Below are 20302 nucleotides of genomic sequence, written 5' to 3'. Positions count from 1 at the left end.
CATTTATGAATCTCAATCGATTTAATTATTGGTTGAATCAAAGACAAATTCAACTCTTAGAATCCGCTTATCAAAGTGCCCAAGACATTAAAGCCCTCGAAGATCAATATTTTCAGGGTAATCCGATTGGGTATCATCCTGAATATAAAAAAACGGTGGTTGATTATGTTAAAAGTTTACGCGATCGCCACCTATTAACAATTCGTTTTAATTTGAGTCAGTTCAAATTGAATAGTTTTTTATGGAATCCTCAATCTTTATCCCAGGAAGAAACATTTCAATCCGTTGGTATTCCCGACATTGAAATTATCGAAAAGCTGGATTTTATTGATGGGGTGATCAAAAAATATCGCGACGACTCCCAGGATGCCCTAATTAATAGTTTAGCCAATACCTCAACACCGATCAAGTTAACACCAGAAGAATTAAAAGTAGAAAACAATGAATCTGCGATCGCCCGTACCCTAGATACTCCAATTATATCGGCGACATCTATTATTACACCTCAACCTAAAAATAATTGGTTGAATTGGGGATGGTTTGGGGGAAATAAAGTTAAACCTGAGTATGAACAACAGGTAGTTCAAGAATTAAGAATTAGACGCATCCAAGATCAAGTGGCTAGGCGTTGGATTTTGATTTTATTCTTGATTCCTTTGTTAGTTCAAGTTGCTGTTAAAAATATTGTTTTTAACCCATTAATGGGAAATTATAGTGACAAATATCCCACTAAAATTGAACTCAGTTCTGGGATTCAGGAGGAGTTTTTACAGGAGTATTCTTTTTTTAAAGAAGGTTTAGAAATCAAACAATTATTATCAGGAAAGCCGATGCTTTCCGAGGAAGAAAAAGAAGAAAAATTATCAGAAAAGGCCACCGAAATTTGGCGAGACTCTCGTAATCGTGCCTTGAATGGATTAAAAAATGTTTTATCCGATGGTGTGGCTTTACTTGCCTTTGTGGGATTAGTTTATTTTAATCGAAATAAAATCACGGTATTAAGAAGTTTTTCTAATCGAACTTTCTTGAATTTGAGTGATCCTTTAAAAGTATTTTTGTTTATTTTAATTACGGATATGTTTGTGGGCTTTCACTCCGCCGAAGGATGGGAAGTTTTATTAGAAGGTGCAATCGCTCATTTTGGACTCCCTGAAAGTAGAGTAGCGGTTAATGGTTTTATTGCAACGGTTCCTGTGATTATTGATTCCTGTATCAAATTCTGGATTTTTAGCTATCTCACCCGTTATTCTCCGGCCGCTTCTGCTATTTACGAACGCATGAATACCTAATCCATATATAATTTGTAGCCTGCTAATTAATAGTTCCCATGAAAACTTATATTTTCAGTATATCAGTTGGATATATCAGTGTTTTATATTGACAGGGAAAGCCCGCATTTATAAAGGATTAAGCCTCTAAAACTCTACAAATTTTATCAACTTTTTTAAACTTTTGTAAACAAGGTTAAAAATATTGTTCAAAAATAGAAAAATAGAGCTAATTTTAGAATATAGGGTTATGATTGCAACAAATTATATTTAGGGTTATCCCAGGAAGATAATTATGAATATGCGACTGGTAATTTTTTCTGGAATGGTGATGATGATCGTCGGTACAATTGCTGGACTAGGAGTTTCCAAATATAGCGAGAAACAATATCAATGCTGTAATATTGGCTTTTCCGTTGACCTGGGTTATAGTCAGTCGAGAGCTCCTCGGACTTACGCCCTAGCCGGTGCTGCCATGGGTTTCGTTTTTGGTTCTGCCCTCGAGTTAGTTAGACAATCTACGGCGCAAGAAGCGGAAAATCAATAATAGGAAATGGGTTAGGGGATATAATTGCCTAGAGTTGAGATGACGGGCTGATCAGAGCAAATCCCCCCCATAACTTTGGGGAGGATGAATAATTTAATCGGTAATTTTGTGAATTTTCAAGAAATTTGTACCCCGGGCTTTTTTAGTCGGAACCCCCCCAATAATCAGAATTTTATCTCCGATTTGAGCTAAATTCCGGTCTAATAATTTAGTTTGGGCCAGATCAATTAACCCTTCAAAAGAATCCACTTGATGTTCTAATAAAATCGGTTTAACCCCCCAAACTAAGTTTAAACGGTGATAGACTTTGTGGTTGGGAGTCAGGGCGATCACGGGAACTTTGGGGCGTTCTCCTGCGGCTAAAATTGCCGTATATCCACTACTGGTATAGGCAACAATACAATGCAAATTCAGGGTTTTATCAATGACATTCAACGCTTCACTTAAAGCATGAGTTTCATCAGACATCACCGGAGGATAATTTTTAAATTCGATTTCCGGTTCGACATCACTGGCAATTTTAGATAACATTTGTACTGATTTCACCGGGAATTTACCAACAGCAGATTCTCCCGATAACATCACCGCATCCGTACCATCAATAATCGCATTAGCAACATCACTGGCTTCGGCACGGGTGGGACGGGCACTATGAATCATGCTATCTAACATTTGGGTGGCGGTAATCACGGGAATCCCCTTTTGATTACACATCCGAATGATTTGTTTTTGCAACAAAGGGACTTTTTCGGGACTCATTTCCACCCCTAAATCCCCCCGGGCTACCATTAAACCATCACATTCATTGATAATAGATTCTAAGTTAGCGATCGCTTGTGGTTTTTCAATTTTAGCAATTACTGGAATCTCTGAAGCTCCCTTTTGGGCTAATAAAGTTTTTAAGGCAATAACATCCTCCGCCCGACGAACAAAACTGAGGGAAACCCAGTCTACCCCTTGAGAAATTCCAAAGTCTAAATCTTCTTTATCTTTGTCTGTTAGGGAGGGAAGACGCAAAATTAAACTTGGTAAATTTACCCCTTTTCTACTTTTGAGGGTTCCCCCTTCAATCACCCGACATTTAACGGCATTTCCCTGAATTTCTTCTATTTTTAATTCCAATAATCCATCATCAAGTAAAACTTGCGCTCCGGGTTGGGCTTCTTCTGCTAAATAGGGATAATCAATGGGGACGGTATTCGGTTGATTGTCAAAATCATCAACGGGAACAAAGGTTAATAATTCACCTTCGACTAATTCTATTTCTTCCGAGGGAAGATGACCAATCCGAATTTTGGGGCCTTGTAAATCTTGTAATAAAGTAATCGGACTATCACATTCTTGGGCAACTTGTCGTAGCAATTTTACCATTTCTGCATGATCTTCATAAGTGCCATGGGAAAAATTTAATCGGGCGACATTCATTCCCGCGTGCAGCATTTGACGAATAATTTCTGGGGATTTACTCGCTGGGCCAATGGTGGCAACAATTTTGGTACGATTTTTGAACGGTTTAGTCATGGTTTTTTACTGCCAATGGAATAATAATTAAAAGTTCTTGGACTCAAATTCAACTCTTGTCTGGCATATTCTATCAATAATTTACCTTTTGAACCCAAGTCTTACATCGATTAATCCAGTTTGGGTGAATCTTAACCCTAATTTAACTTTTTATCCGTTTAATTAGGTGATCAAAATAGCGATTTAATAAGGGAAATAACAAACTATGGAAATAATTTAAAATTTTCATTTCTAATCCGGGGGCGATCGCAAATTTATTTTTATTAATTCCCTGAATAATTGCTTGAGCAATATCTTCTGGTTCCCAAGGTTTAACCGTTCCCGTAATTGCTTTTGTTTCTGGAGGTTTGGTTTTATTTTCAGCAATTAATTGCGGGGTATTTGTATCCGGCGGATAAACAATAGAAACCTGTATTCCCAAAGGTTTTAATTCCCCTCGCAAAGATTCTGCTAACCCCCTTAAAGCGAATTTAGTAGGACTATAAGCGGTATAACCATAAATTCCAATTAATCCAGCCCCCGATGAAATTATAATAATTTTACCATATTTTTGTTCAATCATTTTCGATAAAATTCCTCGAATACAATAGAAAGAACCCCAATAATTAACCGCCATTGTTTGTTCAAATATCTCTATAGGAAGTTCCCTAAAATACCCCGGATAGGCCATTCCAGCCGAGAGAATTAAAATATCCACACCTCCCAAAAGATTAATTCCTGTTTCCATGACATTTTCCGCTTCTTCCCGTATAGAAATATCCGCCGACAGGGTAAAAACCTTCTGGTTTTGAGATAATTTTACCGCATCAATTTCTTTTCGAGCTTGATCAAGGGTAGTTTGATTTCGCGCAATAATAGTTAAATTTGCCCCTAAACTGGCTAACAATTGAGCCGTTGCTTTTCCAATTCCACTGGAACCTCCAGTAATAATAATATTTTTTTGATTAAAATTCATAATAATTATAAAGAGGGTATAGTCTAGTTACTCTAGTTACTCTCGTTCCCTGGTTCTACCACGGAATTTCTAACGGGGAGATCTGCCTCCTCTAAACTCCTATATTGAATCATATTTTGGGGTTAATATTAGGAAGGAGGCAGAGGCTCTTTTTTTTGTTTCTAGGTAGATAGAAACGAGGTTAAACCAGGTTAGGGACGGAATAAATGGGAATGTTCCGGGTTATATAATTTAGATCTTAAAGTTGAAGTGTGGGGAGTTTTTTCTAAGGCTGGACTAATCACATAAAGAGTGGTTCTAATTAAGTTTTCTTCCTGGGTCACCTGTGCCATTTTTTCTAAGGGAACTACCCGGATTTTTTCATCGGGCCATCCCAAACGATAACAAATAGCAATCGGCATTTCTGGCGGATAATATTTGATTAACTTTTGCTGGGTTTCTGCCACATAACGCGCACTCAAATATAAACATAAACTAGCTTTATGGGCAGCTAAACTTTCTAATTCTTCCTCCGCAGGAACACCTGTAGCTTTGCCACTCACCCGAGTTAAAATAATCGTTTGGACTAATTCAGGAACAGTTAATTCTATTTTTAATTTGGCGGCTGCATCCTGAAAAGCACTAATTCCAGGAACAATTTCAAACTCAATTTCTGCCTCTATTAACTGTTGCATTTGTTCATAAATTGCCCCATATAAACTCGGATCACCCGAATGTAATCGAACAACAGAAAGCCCTTGACGAACTCTTTCAATCATTAAGGGAATGATTTCTTCTAAGGTCTTATCGGAGGTTTTAACTAATTCTGCATCCGGCCGCACCCCGGTTAAAATTTGTTCAGGAACCAGAGAATCGGCAAATATAATCACATCCGCCGAGGTCAATAATCTTTGGGCTTTCACGGTTAATAATTCAGGATCACCTGGGCCTGCCCCAACAATATAAACCGCAGCTTTGAGTAATCCGATATCTGGTTCCATAAGGTTCTAATTTCCTAAAATTGACGCTGGATTTCTATTTTTTCCGGATCTGCACTGACCCACGGAGAAGACAAGAACGGTAGATGCACCCTGGTTGAAGCCCTGGCTATTGAGTCTAGGGCTTTTTTATTCGGATTCCGAGACATGGGATTTCTGCACAATATCGGGTAAGGTTCGCTTCAATCCATACAACCAAATTAAACCGAATAATCCTAACATCATCCCCGTTAAACTAACCAGTTGAGCTATTCTTAAAGACCCTAACATTAAACTATCCGTGCGTAATCCTTCAATCCAAATTCGACCCAAACTATAGGTTAATAAATAGACCAAGAATATTGTGCCCGGTTTGCAAGGATGTTTGCCTTTTAAACCTTTTAAGAATAAGGTTATTAGTAGGGCAAATATAGTTAAATTCCACAGGGATTCATACAAAAAAGTCGGGTGAAAATATTCGTAGGATTCAAAACCATAAGGGCGGCGTTCCGAGGGAATATAAAGTTTCCAAGGTAAATCCGTTGGACTTCCGAATGCTTCAGAATTAAAAAAGTTACCCCATCTACCAATGGCTTGACCTAAAATCAAAGAAGGAGCGACAATATCAGCTAATTGCCAAAAGGGAATTTGTTTAATTTTAGCAAATAGCAAAGCCGCTATTAATCCCCCAATAATTGCTCCATGAATGGCAATTCCTCCCTTCCAAATGGCAATAATATTGCTGGGATTATTAGCATAACTTTCCCATTGAAATGCCACATAATATAGTCTAGCAAAAGGAATCGCTCCCACAATTAACCAAATTGCCAAATCTCCGATGAGTTCAGAATCAATTTGCCGACGACTGGCAAGATACCCAGATAAGGATACTCCAATCAAGACGGCTGAGGCAATTAACAAGCCATACCACCGAATTGATAACGGCCCGATTTCAAATATAATAGGGCCGGGGGATGTAAATTGAAATGCTAGAAATAAGTAATTTGTATCCATAATAGCTGATTTTGAGCCAAGCCATTCTATCATCCCTTGGGGATCAAAGCTCTGGTTTAATTTTTTTTTTCAGAAGAAAGTTGATCAAAATATTGAATCAAAGGAATCTGAAGATATTTTAATCAAGAAAATGGGTACAATAGGATTTGCTATGCTTTCTGTCAATTTTCAACTCTTTAGATGAGATCGAATCAATCATTTTTATGATTTGAGGATAGGGATTTCCCCTAAAACTGTGAATGTTAATTTGTTTTAATTCTTAGTTACTCCTATGTCTTCCTCCAATTTACCCCCCAATTCATCGGATTTAGAATCAGGATTAGCTGCTTTAAAATGCAAAGATTATCAACAGGCGATCGCTATTTTAGAACCTATTGCCCAATCTCAGGATTCCGGTCAATTTAAGGCGCAAATGGGGTTAGTGATTGCTTATGAACACACAGGAAATACTAAGTTAGCGATTAATTTATGTCAAAGTTTAACCCAATCTTCCCGGGAAAATGTAAAAAATTGGGCTAGGGATTATTTAAAAAAATTATTAAAACGTTATCCCCCAAAACCTCAGAGTTTAAAACAACTTGAATCTCAAAATATTAATCCTAATCTTGAAAATAAACCTTCGGAATTACCACCTTTTACAGAAACGGGTTTTATTCCTTTAAATCCTAATTTACAACCGATAAAAGCTAAGTCTAGTCTGCCCAAAATTCCCCAACTTTCTACCCCATCACCGTCGGAAAAAGCCCCGAATCCTTCTTTATCTCAACCTCCACCTTTAAATCTCAAAAAAACTGAAAAAATCCCCCCCAATTCTACGGCAAAAATTCCCGATGCTCCGGTTAACTCAAAACCAGAAATCATTCAACCGCCGCCGCCTCCTAGGGTTGAAGATTGGCAATGGCGACAAGCAGGACGAGCTACGAATTGGAAACCCCTTAAACCTTTAAAATCGAGTCCGTTTAAACTGGAACAATTATTAATGGCGGTGGGTTTAATTTGGTTTATTCCGATGGTTTTTGCCTTTATTAATCATAGTTTAAATCAAATTTGGATTTGGCAACCGATTTTAAATTCTTGGCGAGAATTATCCCGTCAACCTTGGCAAATTATTCTGATTATTCTATTTATATTTGCTATGGGTTGGATTTGGCAAACTGCCCGATTTTTTGGCGAACTTTCCCTCACTATTTTAGCCTTGCTTTGGTTAGCTCCTCGTTTACTAGAGGGGTTAATGAAACTGACAAATAATAGTTTATCTTGGCTGCCTATTGTCCAACCTATTCCTTTATTTTATCAGAATCCAACTAATGGTGTTTATCTCACCCTATCGATTTTATTTATATTCTCTCCTTGGTTATGGGATAAACTTCTGCAACTGAGTTATGGATTAAAACCCTTACCTTTAACAACATTATTTAACCAAAGTCAAGAAACTAATAAACTGTTAAGAAATTATTGCCAAAAGAAAAAGTTTAAACTGCCGGAAATCAAACTATTACCGATTGATCATCCGGTGATTTTCTCCTATGGAAGTTTACGACGATTTGCTAGAATAGTTGTTAGTCAAGGATTATTAGATCAATTAACAGAAGATGAAATCGCTGTAATTTTTGCCCGGGAAATTGCCAGCATTGGGGAATGGGATTTTGCGGTGATGTCTTTTGCCACTCTGGTCAGTCAAATTCCCTATTTAATTTATTGGTATTTAGCCGAATTAACTGAAAAATTACCCGATCTTAATTTTCCCATTCCCCCTAGTATTCGAGGTATTTTACATCAAATATTAAGCACGATCTCTCTTTTGATTTGTCCTTTGTGTTATGGATTATATAAACTGTTAAGATTCCCTTCTTTATATTTATCCCGTCGTCGGGTTTATTATAGCGATCGCATCGCTTGTAACCTCACCGGAAATCCGAATGCTTTAAGTCGCGCCTTACTCAAAATTACGATAAAATTATCCCAAACTATTCAAACCCAGGGAAAAACTGATTTTATCTTAGAAGCCTTTGACCGATTAATTCCGATTCATTATCAACAGGCTTTAACCATGGGTAGTTTAACGCCTTACACATCAATAGATGCTTTATTAACCTGGGATTTAACTAATTCTTATACCCCTGAATTAACCTTAAATCAATCCCATCCCTTAATCGGAGAACGCTTAAAAATTCTGGGTTTTTATGCTAATTATTGGAAGTTAGAACCAGAATTTGATCTATCCCATCTGACCCCGGTGAAACCGCCCCGATTAATCGCCCAGAATTCTCCTTTATTATTACAAGGCGCGCCGTTTTTTGGGATTCCTGCGGGGATGATCATTGGGGGAGTTATTTGGTTAATGGGGGGAGTTTGTTCGGGATTAGGACTCTGGCAATTAGAATGGTTATGGGGAGACTATTGGATTATGGCAGGTTCAATTGTTATGGGCTGTAGTTTAGGAATTTTGGTCAGAATTAATCCCTTTTTTCCTGAAATCAAACCCAATAATCTCTTAAATGAACCTAACTTATCAGATTTGATCACCAATCCTAAAACCATTCCCCTTGATAGTCAACCAATTTGTTTAACGGGTGAACTTTTAGGTCGGACTGGGTTCAGAAATACCTTTGCTCAAGAGTTAATTCTACAAACCTCCAGTGGCACTGTCAAACTACATTATCTCCCCGAAAAAACTCCCCTAACTAATTTTTTGCCTCGAATTCGTCACCCCCAGGAGTTAATCACTCAAACAATTAAGGTGACGGGATGGTGGCGACGGGGGGCGACGCCTTGGATTGATGTGGACACCTTAGAAACCTCCGATCCGGCGACGGTCTTGCGCGGTGGACACCCCGTGGCGTCTGGGATTCTGGCGATGGTTTTAACCTTATGGGGTGCTTATCTGGCTTCTCAAGGCGGCTGGTAAACAGAAATTGATCAAAAAAGATTGCTTTTTCTGACTCGTTAGTGTTAGATTCTTTAACCAGAGATTCAAAATAACCCTATCCGTTTTTGGAGCTAGTTATTTGGATCACTCCGTTGATGGATTTCAGAAACTTTGCCAAATTAAATACAAAAATCTTGGCAAAACCCTAGAACTATGTTCCAGGCTGTGCTATCCTGGAGATTGGCTCAAAACGATCCGGTACTGGAAAACCCATAGCAAAGGTTCTAGGTTCCACTCAATAGCCTGACTGATACGAGGCGAAGCAGCAACTTAAAGGAATGATCAAATTTTTGTTGAATGCTGTAATCAACTATTGGCACTCTAAAGACGGGAAGTTGACATCCGGTGAGTTGACTTTAGATAGTCTTAGCTATAGGAAGTTCAATTTATTTTTGAATACAGAGATAACAAAACTCTATAGCATCAAGTTTTGACAGATGGCAAAAAGTTTACAAGACAACCGAGCAAATCCGCTTTCTCTACATGATCAGTTCAATAGGGAGAGGATGACAGGACTTTATCTTAATTTTAAGATGGAGTCGGTTGTTGAGTTTAATTTAACCGACCCAAGTGCTGATAGCCTGGGGTTGATCCTCAATTTGTGTTTTTAAACGACACAAGTTGGGGATGATTTTGTTTACTTATTTTTCATTTAACTTGGAGGTTGTACTTATGTCCGTTCGTCTTTATATTGGTAATCTTCCCAAAGAATTAGAACGCAAAGAATTACAAGATGTCTTTGCAGAAGAAGGAGATACGGTTTCTGCTAAGGTAATTACCGATCGCAAAACTGGTAAATGTCGCGGTTTTGGATTTGTAACCGTGCAGACCGATGAAGTCGCGGATCAAATTGTTGAAAAATATAATGGGGTAATGTTTAGAGAAAATGCTTTAAAAATAGAAAAAGCATTACCTCGGAAAAAAGGAAAAGGAGACGGTGTGGGCGAGGGCGAAAATGGTGGGGAAGACGATCAACCCCAACAACAGCAACAGCCTGTTCCACAACCCATTAAAGCCTCGGGGAATATGCCTAAAAGTGGTGGAAGTGGCAAAAGTCGGAATAAAAAATCTAAGCATTCCTCCGGCGGTCAAACTGCCCCATCGAGAACCAGTGGTGATGATTCTTTCCAACCCGATCCGCGTTGGGCTAACGAGTTAGAAAAACTCAAACAAATCTTAGCCGCCCAAGCTGCCAACCCTTAATTGTATTGGCTTTGTGTAAACTACCCACACTTCTTTTTAAGTTAGTGTGGGTTTTTAGTAGGAATCAAAATCAGAATTGCTCTTATTTTTGAGGGTATTCAATTATTATATGTATAGTTATATTAGCTTTGGGGAAGTATGTCATAATATATCATCTATAATATTAAGAGCAAGCGATCGCAAACCTTTAGGGTGAGGCTATCAACTCCCACGCACCAAAACCATAATAATAATAATTATACTCCTTTGTTTTACCTCAATTCGATATCAATAGATCAGAATATTTGGAGGGTTCAAAATCACAGCTATCAGATAATTTGTGATTTGTCCCTTAATATGGGTTGATGCTCTGGGTTTATAGACCCGTTTGTTGATAACGGCGCTAAAATATCATTGTCTTGGTGCGTGCACCGGGCTTACTTACTCTACCAAGTGAGGTGAAACGTGCAAAAGTTGAAATTGCTACCTCTGGTTCTGATTTTTTCTGTGTTGAGTTCCACACCTGTTGGTTTGGGGCAGAGTGTGGAGCAATTATTTAAACAAGGTGATGAAGCGGACAAAGCTGGAAAATACAAAGAAGCTGAATTAATTTGGCGTAAAATTATTCATGTTTCATCGAGTAATGATCTGGCTTATACTAATCTTTGCAATACCCTAGATGACTTAACTTATTTATATCAAGCAATTGCAGCTTGTCGCCAAGCTATTCAACTAAATCCTAAAAATACTTATGCTCATTTTCTCTTAGGCTATGTACTTAAAAGGCAAGGGAAACTAGAAGAAGCGATTACTAATTACCGGATAGCTTTAAGTTTACCCGATCAAAAAGCAACTCCTGCCAGCACCCATACCTTAGCCTATAATCGTTTAGGCTATGCTCTACAACAACAAGGGAAACTACCAGAAGCCATTGCCGAGTATCAAAAAGCCATTGCCCTTGACCGCAATTATGTCAGCGCCCAGAATAACTTAAAGGAAGCCCAACGACTCCTGGCCAAATAGTCTCCCCAATATGTAATATGTCCCGCCACCTGCGATTGATTTAGTCCACCAACAGTTAATCAAATGGGGGATAAATCCGTATTATTTTTAAAGTTATTTATCAAATAATTGGTTTTTTGAATAAATTAAACAGCTATGTTAACGAATGATTTATCATTATAGTTTTACGATATAATCATGAAGAATTAAACAACATTTTTAATAACTCAGGAGTTAAATATTTTTATGTGTTTTTCAGCAACAGCAAGTTTTACTGCTAGTTTCTCATTATCAGTGTTAGGAATAGCAACCTTAACACAAACAACGTCAAAAAACCAGCTTTTATTGGCGGCTTTTCCCTTATTTTTTGCCAGTCAGCAATTGCTAGAGGGAATTGTTTGGTTAACCTTAAATAAACCATTAACACCCCTGCATTTTATGGCAACCTACGGTTTTTTAGGGTTTGCTACGGCGCTTTGGTTGATTTTCTGCCCGTTTTCAGTTTATTTACTAGAAGCTCATCCAATTCGCAAAAAATTGATTTTAGGACTAACACTAATTGGCACTATTTTAGGAACTTATCTTTTCAGTTTTGTTGTGATACAGGGAACAATTCCGATTAATTATTCAGGTCATTTATTATACGATCTCAATTTTATCCCTTTTTATAATATCTGTAAATACTTATATTTGCTGGTGGTCAGTGTGCCGTTTTTAATATCGAGTCAAAGGTTATTGGTTTTATTTGGGGTTTTGGCAATGGTTTCTTTCCTAGTAGCTGATCAATTTTATCAGGTCACTTTTGTTTCAGTTTGGTGTTTTTTCGCCGCCATTTTGAGTGGTGGTTTGTTTTTAATCTTTTTGTATGATAAAATAGAGTTATCTAAATTAAATAACCAGCAATCTGAGGTGAATTAGTAGGACTAGAAAAAATGTTAATTGTTTTTGATGTCTAAGAATTAAGAGAGTCCTGAAGGACTCACTACGGTTTATTTTTGGTCGGGTAGTGCTAAACAATCTGTTGTTCCCCAACAGACATAAACGGGGGTATTGCTATCGGGTAAACTATCCCCGGTTTTGGGTTGGCGCACCATCACATTTTCCCCAGATAATAATTGCACCACATATTGAATATGGGTTCCCAAATACATAGAATTTAATAAACGACCTTCAAAACAATTTACAGCGCCGCCCACGGGATAAAAACTCAAAGTCACTTTCTCAGGACGCACACTGACCACCGCCGATGCACCTGTTCTTAAATCTTGTTGGGGGAGTTGAACACCGGGAATTTCAATCTGTTGAATTTCCATACTTAATCCCGTTTCTGTAACGATAAATAAACGGGCAGAATCGACACTTTCCACCGTTCCCCGAAACAGGTTTGTATCCCCAATAAAATCGGCAACAAAAGGCGTTTGAGGATATTCATAAATCTCGTTAGGACTGCCAATTTGTTCAATTCTGCCATCGTGCATCACCGCAATTCGATCAGACAGACTCATGGCTTCTTCTTGGTCGTGGGTGACCATAATAAACGTTAAACCCAAATTCCGATGGAGATTGGAGAGTTCCACCTGCATTTGTTTCCGCAGTTTTAAATCTAAAGCCCCTAAAGGTTCATCTAATAATAATACCGCCGGACGATTAACTAAAGCCCTGGCTAAAGCCACCCGTTGCTGTTGCCCCCCGGACATCTGAGAGGGATAACGATTGGCAAAGGATTCCATTTTGACTAAAGTTAACGCCTCCCGAACCTTCTCCTCAACTTCCGGCTTACTTTTGCGTTTGAGCCGCAGTCCAAAGGCAATATTTTCCCAAACCGTCAAATGGTTAAACAGGGCGTAACTTTGAAATACCGTATTCACCGGACGCAGATAGGCGGGAGTTTGGGTAACGGACTGACCCCGAATTAAGACTTCTCCGGCCGAAGGCATTTCAAACCCGGCTATCAGTCGCAGTGTTGTTGTTTTACCGCAACCCGATGGCCCCAAAATACTAAAAAATTCTCCTCGGTGAATATCGAGGTCTACTCCTCGAACCGCCGTTTCTCCATTAAAGACTTTGAAGACTTTACGAAGTTCGACGTCGAGCTTCGTTTGCGCCCCAATAGCACCTTGATTCTGCGTAGCCGCTTGCAGCATAGTGTCACGTTTGGAGATTTACCCTGACTACAGCTTATCTGATCAATAGTCTTACTGACAAGATGATAGCCTAGGGAAGTCCAGATTGTACTTTGGAGCATGAGACCGATTCCGGTGTACAATATCGAGCGCGAAAGTGCAGCAATTAAAGGGCTAACTTGGTATGAGGAGTTAAACGAATGAATTGGCAAAAAGATCCCCTGTCCGTCCTGCAAGATACAAGTCGAACCTTTTATATCCCCATTAGTCGTTTACCTCCTTTGCTCCAAGAAGCCGTGGCGTCTGCGTATTTGTGTATGCGGGCGATTGATGAAGTGGAAGATCATCCCGGTTTGGATAATGCCACAAAAGCCCGATTGCTGCATAGGATGAGCCAAAATTTTCAAGCGGCGGTGTGTCGAGAAACCATTGCTGATGATTGGTTTGCGGAATTTTCCGATATTGAAACCTTGGAAGAAGTCACCCTACGGGTGGGGGAATGGGCCAAATTAGCCCCGGAACGGATTGGCCCTCGGATTTGGGATGCCACGGCGGCAATGGCTGACCGGATGGCATTTTGGGCTGGACGGAATTGGCGGATTGAAACCGAAGCCGAGTTAGATCAATATACCTTTGGTGTGGCGGGGGCTGTGGGGCTGTTGTTGTCGGATTTGTGGGCTTGGTACGATGGTACACAAACCCACCGAATTCACGCCATTGGCTTTGGTCGGGGGTTACAGGCGGTGAATATTCTGCGGAATTACAAGGATGATGGGAGTCGGGGGGTGGATTTCTTTCCCGAAGGTTGGACATCGGAACAAATGCACAGCTATGCCAAACGGAATTTAGCCTTAGCAGATGCCTACACTGAAGCCTTACCCTCTGGCCCAGCCTTGGATTTTTGCCGAATTCCCCTAGCTTTGGCCCATGCCACTTTAAATGTATTAGCAGAAGGTCAGGACAAACTGACTCGCAGTGCAGTTGTGGAGTTGATTGAACAGGTTTGCGGCGGTAAATAATAGGAGTTTGTTGTTGCGCGTTGTTGCGCTTCAGCGCTAAAAGTTGTTGCGCTTGGGCGCTAAGAGTAAGGGCTAAAGCCCAACAACGAAGGAACTTTTTTATAATAATAGGAAAAAATGGCTGAATTTTTGGGAACTGGGGGAACAATTGTGGCGATCGCCACTGCCATTGTACCGCAACAGGGAAGTGTGGGAATTGTGCGGATGTCGGGGGGTGAAGCTCAATCGATTGCTCAACAGTTATTTTATCCTCCCGGACGCCAAACTTGGGAAAGTCACCGAATTTTATATGGCTATATTCGCCATCCCCAAACAAAAAAAACTATTGATGAAGTGTTGTTATTATTAATGTTATCTCCCCGTTCCTATACCCGGGAAGATGTGGTGGAATTTCACTGTCATGGGGGGATAATTGCGGTTCAACAGGTGTTGCAATTGTGTATAGAATTAGGGGCAAGGTTAGCACAACCGGGAGAATTTACCCTGCGGGCTTTTTTAAATGGCAGATTAGATTTAACTCAAGCCGAAAGTGTAGCGGAATTAGTCGGATCTCAATCAATTGCAGCGGCACAAACAGCTTTAGCAGGATTACAAGGAAAATTAGCCAATCCGATTCGAGAATTACGGGCAACCTGTTTAGATATTTTAGCTGAAATTGAAGCCAGAGTTGATTTTGAGGAAGATTTACCGCCCTTAAATGAGTCAGAAATTATCGCTCAAATTCATCAAGTTTTAGAACAATTATCGCAATTTTTAGCAACTGCGGACACGGGAGAACTATTAAGAACCGGGTTAAAAGTTGCAATTGTTGGTCGTCCGAATGTGGGAAAATCGAGTTTATTGAATGCTTGGAGTCGGAGCGATCGCGCTATTGTTACGGACTTACCGGGAACCACTCGCGATGTGGTAGAATCACAATTAGTTGTCGGAGGAATCCCGATTCAAGTATTAGATACGGCGGGAATTCGTCACTCGGAAGATCAGGTGGAAAAAATTGGCATTGAGCGATCGCATCAAGCCGCCCAATCTGCCGATTTGGTGTTATTAACCTTAGATGCTGTTGTAGGTTTAACTGAAGCCGATTTAGAGATTTATCAACAGATCAACCATCGTCATTTTATTGTTATAATTAATAAAATAGATCGAGTTAAATCAGATGAATTAGAGGTTTTAAAAACAACAGTTATTCAAACTTTAAATATAGAAAATATGGCGATTGTTCAAATGGCTGCTGCTTTAAATCTAGGTATTCCAGAGTTGGAAATAGCGATATTAAATTCAGTTTACGGAGGAAATATTCAAGCTGCTAATTTAGAGTTTGCGATTAACCAACGTCAAGCCGCTGCGTTAACCCGTGCTAAAGTTTGTTTGGAACAGGTGGAAACAACCATTAATGATCAACTTCCCTTTGATTTCTGGACAATTGATCTCCGAGGTGCAATTCAGGCGTTAGGGGAAGTCACGGGAGAAGAAGTCACAGAATCGGTTTTAGATCGAATTTTTAGCCGTTTTTGTATTGGGAAATAATCTTAATTTGACAGGAATAAACTAGAATCGACATGAAACAAATTACCTAATGCGATCGCTTGATTTAAAGTAATATTCTGTTGTTGATTCAAAACTTCTTCTAAGTTATCCTTTGATCCAAACATTAAAATTAAATCATCCTCCAAAACCCCTTGAGCTTCCATTAAATGAAGTAACCGCGACTGTGGAGTTGAAGCATTCAACCCATAATATTTTTCTTCAAAATCTTCAATTAATTTAACTAAAAGTTCTAGTAATATCTCCTGTTCAGGAGTTAGACTAGGACAAGCTAACAATTCTTCTACAATCGTTAAAAATTGGTCATTTTCTGCCTCTGTCTTGATAACATGAGTTTTACAGAATTCTTGTAACTTTTTTCGACTGATAACGTGCATTAATTTGTCATTTTGTCTGGTTCAATAGGTTTGATTCTATCGTGCAATATCATAGCATAGATTGATACAGGCTCGCGCCGGAACTGGTGATGGGGTGGAAGAATCTCAATTACTCGTGGGAGGAATAACAAAAACGGCTCCATGTCAACTCAGTCAACCCAATTCTTTGCGGGGTTTGGGCGTAATCCCTAGGAAATAGTGGCGATCGCTCCTAAAATTTGCTATGGTAATTACTTTGATGCAAGTTAAAAAAAAGATCAATTATAAAATGGGATTATATCTATGCAACTCATCGATTTTTTTGATCATGTTTATGTAATTAACCTACCGGAAAGAAAGGATAGACTAGAGCAAATCAAGAGGGAATTGATCGAGATGAATATGCCCCTCACATCCGAAAAAGTTGAAATCTTTCCCGCTATCAGACCAGAAAGTGCAGAATCTTTTCCTAGTATCGGAGCCAGGGGCTGTGTTTTAAGTCACTATAATATCTTGAAGCAAGCAAAAGAACGCCAATTTAACCGAGTTTTAATTGTGGAAGATGACTTAGCCGTATCCAAATATTTCAAGGAAAACGAAGCTAGACTACTTGAGCAACTGCAAGAAATAGATTGGGCGTTAGTTTATTTTGGTCATTTTCTTGACAAGGATATAGAGATTAAAACCGAGCCAGTGGTTAGTTTAAAACCTTGGGTGGGGGACATACGAACGACCCATTTTTATGGGGTAAATGGCGAAATTTTAGAGCCATTAGTGAAATTTTTTGAGGAAGTACAAAAAAGACCCGCAGGACATCCTGATGGCGGGCCGATGCAGATAGACGGAATTCTTTCAACTTTCCGAAAACAAAACCCAGATTTAATCACTATCGTTACTACTCCTAGTATGGGATTGCAAAGAGGATCATCAAGCGATATTACTCCTAAATGGTTTGACCGCATCACTCCTATCCGAAAAATTGCTAATAGTCTTAGAAAAGTTAGAAATCGGTTGAAAAACTAAAAATAACCTGGCGGGGTTGTCACCCCTTCAGGTTGCATTTTATGAATTATTTTACTAAATTATGTTATTTAACAATGCTTTTAAAAACCTTTGACCCGACTGTTCTAAATCATCTTCTAAGGAAAAGGTCAGATTCTGTAAACGGATTGAACTATTAGGAAATAGACCATTTAGAGGTTGATTTAAAGGTTTTGGATAAACTAAAATAGCATTTTGACTATTTTTTAAAGTAGCATAGGCGATCGCTTGATAAATATCTGAGTTTGACGGTTTGGAATCAGGAATTTTATATTTAGTATCGAGAATAAAGCTAACTTGCTTTGTATTTTTATCATAAATAACTAAATCAATCTTAGATTCTACAATTTTATATGAATTAACAATTTCTTGAGCTTTAATTTCAAAATTAGCGGGAAGATGAAACTTTAACCAAGCATCAACAAAGCGTTCATAGAGTATATCAGTTTTAACTAAAAAAGGAAACATCTGATAATTTCCGACTTGATGCGCTACCCCACAATGATCTAAAAAAAATCGACATAAACTGTGTAAAGTCTGATAATCTTGATTCAATCTATTATAAGATCGATTAATACAATCATCCCCCTTAAACGGTCGTTGAGTTGCTAAACCTTGTAAGGTATGATAGGCTTTTCTAACGGTTGTTGATAGCTGTTCTGAACATAACCCACTGCGACCAATAATATATAATGTCCATAACAAGATTTGATTATCTTCAATATCAGCCGTATACTGATTATATTGGCAATTGAGTTTAACTGTCCCAGGATGTTTAAATTGATATTTAAAATCAACCTTTCCCCGAACATAAGGTAAAAGTTCAGTATTTTTAAGATAAGTTCGATAAAATCCTTTGCGACTTTGAGCTAATATTTTTTGTGTTAAAATATCAGCTAATCGATTATAAAATTCTGGAATAGTTTCACAATGAACAGATCCGTCTAGGAGTTGAAAACTTTTGAGATCATAAGTATATTCCAACATCCTAAATAAATTAGCAATGGGAACTTTAGGTTTTAGGAAAATCTGAATATCAGCCGTTAACGGAATGAAACCCACATAACTTTTAGCGGTAAGTTTATATTGTTTGTGGGTTTTCGGGGATGGATACTCAATCTCAATATATGTAGAATAATTACGACAGATGAGATCTGCGATCGCTTCTTCTAATTCCTCTAGTTTAAAGAATTTGGGTTTATATTCTATCAGTTCAATTATTTTCATCAGTATTTAAACCCAGTTTAATTTTAACTTTATTCCACCGAAATTCCTCTATTTTATCCAGTGCATTATAAAAATATTCTTCTAAATAGGGTTCGATTTCCATTTCCCAGATATCTTGAAGATTATCCTCAATCTTCCATATCATAAAGAAGGATATCCCAATTTCATAATTCGGATCATTAATCATTTTATTGATATCTTGAAGAACTTGAATAAGTTGATCTATCGAAAAGTTGATTTCCTCGTCTTGATCATAACGTTTTAAAATATTATAATTTGGAGAAATTTTAATAAAAGCAAAACGACGACGTAAAGCATGATCAACTAACGCAATAGAACGATCTGCTGTGTTCATAGTTCCAATAATTCTAACATTTCCAGGAATCTTAAAAGATTCATTACTACCCGCTAAATTAATTTTTTCCTCTCGATATTCTAATAAATACATTAACTCCCCAAACACATTCGATAAATTTGCTCGATTAATTTCATCAATAATCAAAATACAAATATCATCATAAGATTCTGCTTTTTTACAAAATTCTAAAAACCGACCGGGAACTAAATCATAAGTTAATTGTCCGTTTTTACTCCGAGGACGTATTCCTTGAATAAAATCTTCATAACTATAGGAGGGATGAAATTGAATGATTTCTGAAAAACCATCTCTACCCGTAATAAAATGTTCAGCTAATTTTTGGGCAATAAAGGTTTTTCCAGTTCCGGGTGGCCCTTGTAAAATAACTTGTCCTTTGCGGTTAATATTGTTTACCCATCTGATAAGTTCAATTTCATCAATTCCTGTTTCTTCAGAACATTGATCTAAAGTATATTCTGGTTGTAAGTTTTGTTCTTCAATATCTGATTTAATATCAGTCATAATTTCATTCAATAATGAGGGGTTAATAGAATTAAAATGATATTTTTTAACAGCTACCAACCAATGAGAAAACATATCAAACAGATCATCATCTCGTAAAGCAGGTCTACCAGGCTGACGCATTTCGGGAGCCAGATTTTTAATAAGTTGTATTCCCGTGTTATTAATATCTGGATAATCAATTAACTGCTGAGTATAAGAAGTTTGAGCAAAATAGTTAATAACGATTCTTGATTTCTTATTAATCAAAATAAAATTATCGGGTCGAAGTGCATTCAGAATTGGGGAAATTATCCCAGACTGAAACCCTTTAGAGTAAGGTAAATTAGAGAAATTATTGCAAGCATCAATAAGTTTATTTGGGTCATCATTACAACAACGAACAAAATTAAGAATTGCTTGAGCAATATCAGGCCATTCTTCTGATTTTGTCCATTTTGCAGCCTCATATTTATTTCTAACATCTGTAGCAAGCACAGGTGCAATATGTATCCATCCTCCTCTTTTTTGGTTAGCTGGAGAATCAGTATAGGGAAGTAGTTGTAATAATATAGAATCAGTTACATCTTCTCCCGCATTAGCCGCAGCAATAATCCCTTTAAAATTTCTACAACCTTGTTGACGCTGTTGGTCGTATGCTGCTATGTGTCGCAAACCATCCCCAGAATAAGGATAGGAGTCTATAAATTCTAAAAATAATTCAGTAAATTTACTTTGAATATTACTCATATTTAGTT

Annotated in this window: 17 protein-coding genes; 9 read left to right on the top strand and 8 right to left on the bottom strand. The window is 38.1% G+C overall.

Annotation, left to right across the window (positions count from 1 at the left end; translation table 11 throughout):
• Nucleotides 1-5: 5 nt before the first annotated feature.
• Nucleotides 6-1289, top strand: a complete 1284-nt coding sequence (locus PL9631_RS19190) for a hypothetical protein (protein ID WP_083622789.1) — start codon at nt 6-8, stop codon at nt 1287-1289.
• 274 nt (nt 1290-1563) lie between these two features.
• Complete coding sequence (locus PL9631_RS19185) at nt 1564-1815, top strand: hypothetical protein (RefSeq protein WP_083622787.1); 252 nt, start codon at nt 1564-1566, stop codon at nt 1813-1815.
• A 93-nt stretch (nt 1816-1908) separates the two neighbouring features.
• Here PL9631_RS19185 and pyk read toward each other — a convergent pair whose 3' ends face one another.
• The 4 genes from pyk to lgt all read right to left on the bottom strand — a co-directional run bounded on the left by pyk (nt 1909) and on the right by lgt (nt 6261).
• Complete coding sequence (gene pyk / locus PL9631_RS19180) at nt 1909-3336, bottom strand: pyruvate kinase (RefSeq protein ID WP_083622785.1); 1428 nt, start codon at nt 3334-3336, stop codon at nt 1909-1911.
• A 142-nt stretch (nt 3337-3478) separates the two neighbouring features.
• A complete protein-coding gene (locus PL9631_RS19175; protein WP_083622783.1) occupies nt 3479-4291 on the bottom strand; it encodes an SDR family oxidoreductase in 813 nt (270 codons plus the stop codon).
• Between the two features lie 191 nt (nt 4292-4482).
• Nucleotides 4483-5271, bottom strand: coding sequence for a precorrin-4 C(11)-methyltransferase (gene cobM, locus PL9631_RS19170; RefSeq protein ID WP_083622781.1), 789 nt, complete (start codon nt 5269-5271; stop codon nt 4483-4485).
• A gap of 126 nt (nt 5272-5397) precedes the next feature.
• Entirely contained in the window at nt 5398-6261 is an 864-nt protein-coding gene (gene lgt / locus PL9631_RS19165; RefSeq protein ID WP_083622779.1) for a prolipoprotein diacylglyceryl transferase, read from the bottom strand.
• A gap of 271 nt (nt 6262-6532) precedes the next feature.
• On the opposite strand from lgt, the gene PL9631_RS19160 reads away from it, so the two are divergent.
• From PL9631_RS19160 to PL9631_RS19145, 4 genes are all read left to right on the top strand, one after another.
• A complete protein-coding gene (locus PL9631_RS19160; RefSeq protein ID WP_083622777.1) occupies nt 6533-9169 on the top strand; it encodes a zinc metalloprotease HtpX in 2637 nt (878 codons plus the stop codon).
• Nucleotides 9170-9862: 693 nt separating this feature from the next.
• Nucleotides 9863-10393: an RNA recognition motif domain-containing protein gene (locus PL9631_RS19155; protein ID WP_083622775.1), complete on the top strand. Its 531-nt coding sequence runs from the start codon at nt 9863-9865 to the stop codon at nt 10391-10393.
• A 444-nt stretch (nt 10394-10837) separates the two neighbouring features.
• Entirely contained in the window at nt 10838-11395 is a 558-nt protein-coding gene (locus PL9631_RS19150) for a tetratricopeptide repeat protein (RefSeq protein WP_083622773.1), read from the top strand.
• Between the two features lie 225 nt (nt 11396-11620).
• Nucleotides 11621-12292, top strand: coding sequence for a DUF6629 family protein (locus PL9631_RS19145; RefSeq protein WP_083622771.1), 672 nt, complete (start codon nt 11621-11623; stop codon nt 12290-12292).
• Between the two features lie 71 nt (nt 12293-12363).
• Here PL9631_RS19145 and PL9631_RS19140 read toward each other — a convergent pair whose 3' ends face one another.
• Entirely contained in the window at nt 12364-13518 is a 1155-nt protein-coding gene (locus PL9631_RS19140; RefSeq protein WP_083622770.1) for an ABC transporter ATP-binding protein, read from the bottom strand.
• Between the two features lie 179 nt (nt 13519-13697).
• On the opposite strand from PL9631_RS19140, the gene PL9631_RS19135 reads away from it, so the two are divergent.
• Both PL9631_RS19135 and mnmE read left to right on the top strand, forming a co-directional pair.
• Complete coding sequence (locus tag PL9631_RS19135; RefSeq protein WP_083622768.1) at nt 13698-14516, top strand: squalene/phytoene synthase family protein; 819 nt, start codon at nt 13698-13700, stop codon at nt 14514-14516.
• Nucleotides 14517-14633: 117 nt separating this feature from the next.
• Nucleotides 14634-16043 (top strand): tRNA uridine-5-carboxymethylaminomethyl(34) synthesis GTPase MnmE, encoded by a 1410-nt coding sequence (gene mnmE / locus PL9631_RS19130; RefSeq protein WP_083622767.1) that lies wholly within the window; start codon nt 14634-14636, stop codon nt 16041-16043.
• Nucleotides 16044-16045: 2 nt separating this feature from the next.
• Here the strand turns inward: mnmE and PL9631_RS19125 are convergent, their stop codons facing one another.
• Nucleotides 16046-16438, bottom strand: a complete 393-nt coding sequence (locus tag PL9631_RS19125; protein WP_083622765.1) for a helix-turn-helix domain-containing protein — start codon at nt 16436-16438, stop codon at nt 16046-16048.
• A gap of 282 nt (nt 16439-16720) precedes the next feature.
• On the opposite strand from PL9631_RS19125, the gene PL9631_RS19120 reads away from it, so the two are divergent.
• Nucleotides 16721-17440: a glycosyltransferase family 25 protein gene (locus tag PL9631_RS19120; RefSeq protein ID WP_083622763.1), complete on the top strand. Its 720-nt coding sequence runs from the start codon at nt 16721-16723 to the stop codon at nt 17438-17440.
• Nucleotides 17441-17494: 54 nt separating this feature from the next.
• Here the strand turns inward: PL9631_RS19120 and PL9631_RS19115 are convergent, their stop codons facing one another.
• Both PL9631_RS19115 and PL9631_RS19110 read right to left on the bottom strand, forming a co-directional pair.
• Complete coding sequence (locus PL9631_RS19115; protein ID WP_083622761.1) at nt 17495-18685, bottom strand: McrC family protein; 1191 nt, start codon at nt 18683-18685, stop codon at nt 17495-17497.
• Complete coding sequence (locus PL9631_RS19110; protein WP_083622760.1) at nt 18672-20294, bottom strand: McrB family protein; 1623 nt, start codon at nt 20292-20294, stop codon at nt 18672-18674. Before PL9631_RS19110 ends, PL9631_RS19115 begins: the two co-directional genes overlap by 14 nt.
• Between the last annotated feature and the right edge of the window lie 8 nt (nt 20295-20302).

Source organism: Planktothrix paucivesiculata PCC 9631 (assembly GCF_900009265.2).
Lineage (GTDB): Bacteria > Cyanobacteriota > Cyanobacteriia > Cyanobacteriales > Microcoleaceae > Planktothrix > Planktothrix paucivesiculata.
This window is presented reverse-complemented; position numbering and strand designations above follow the sequence as displayed.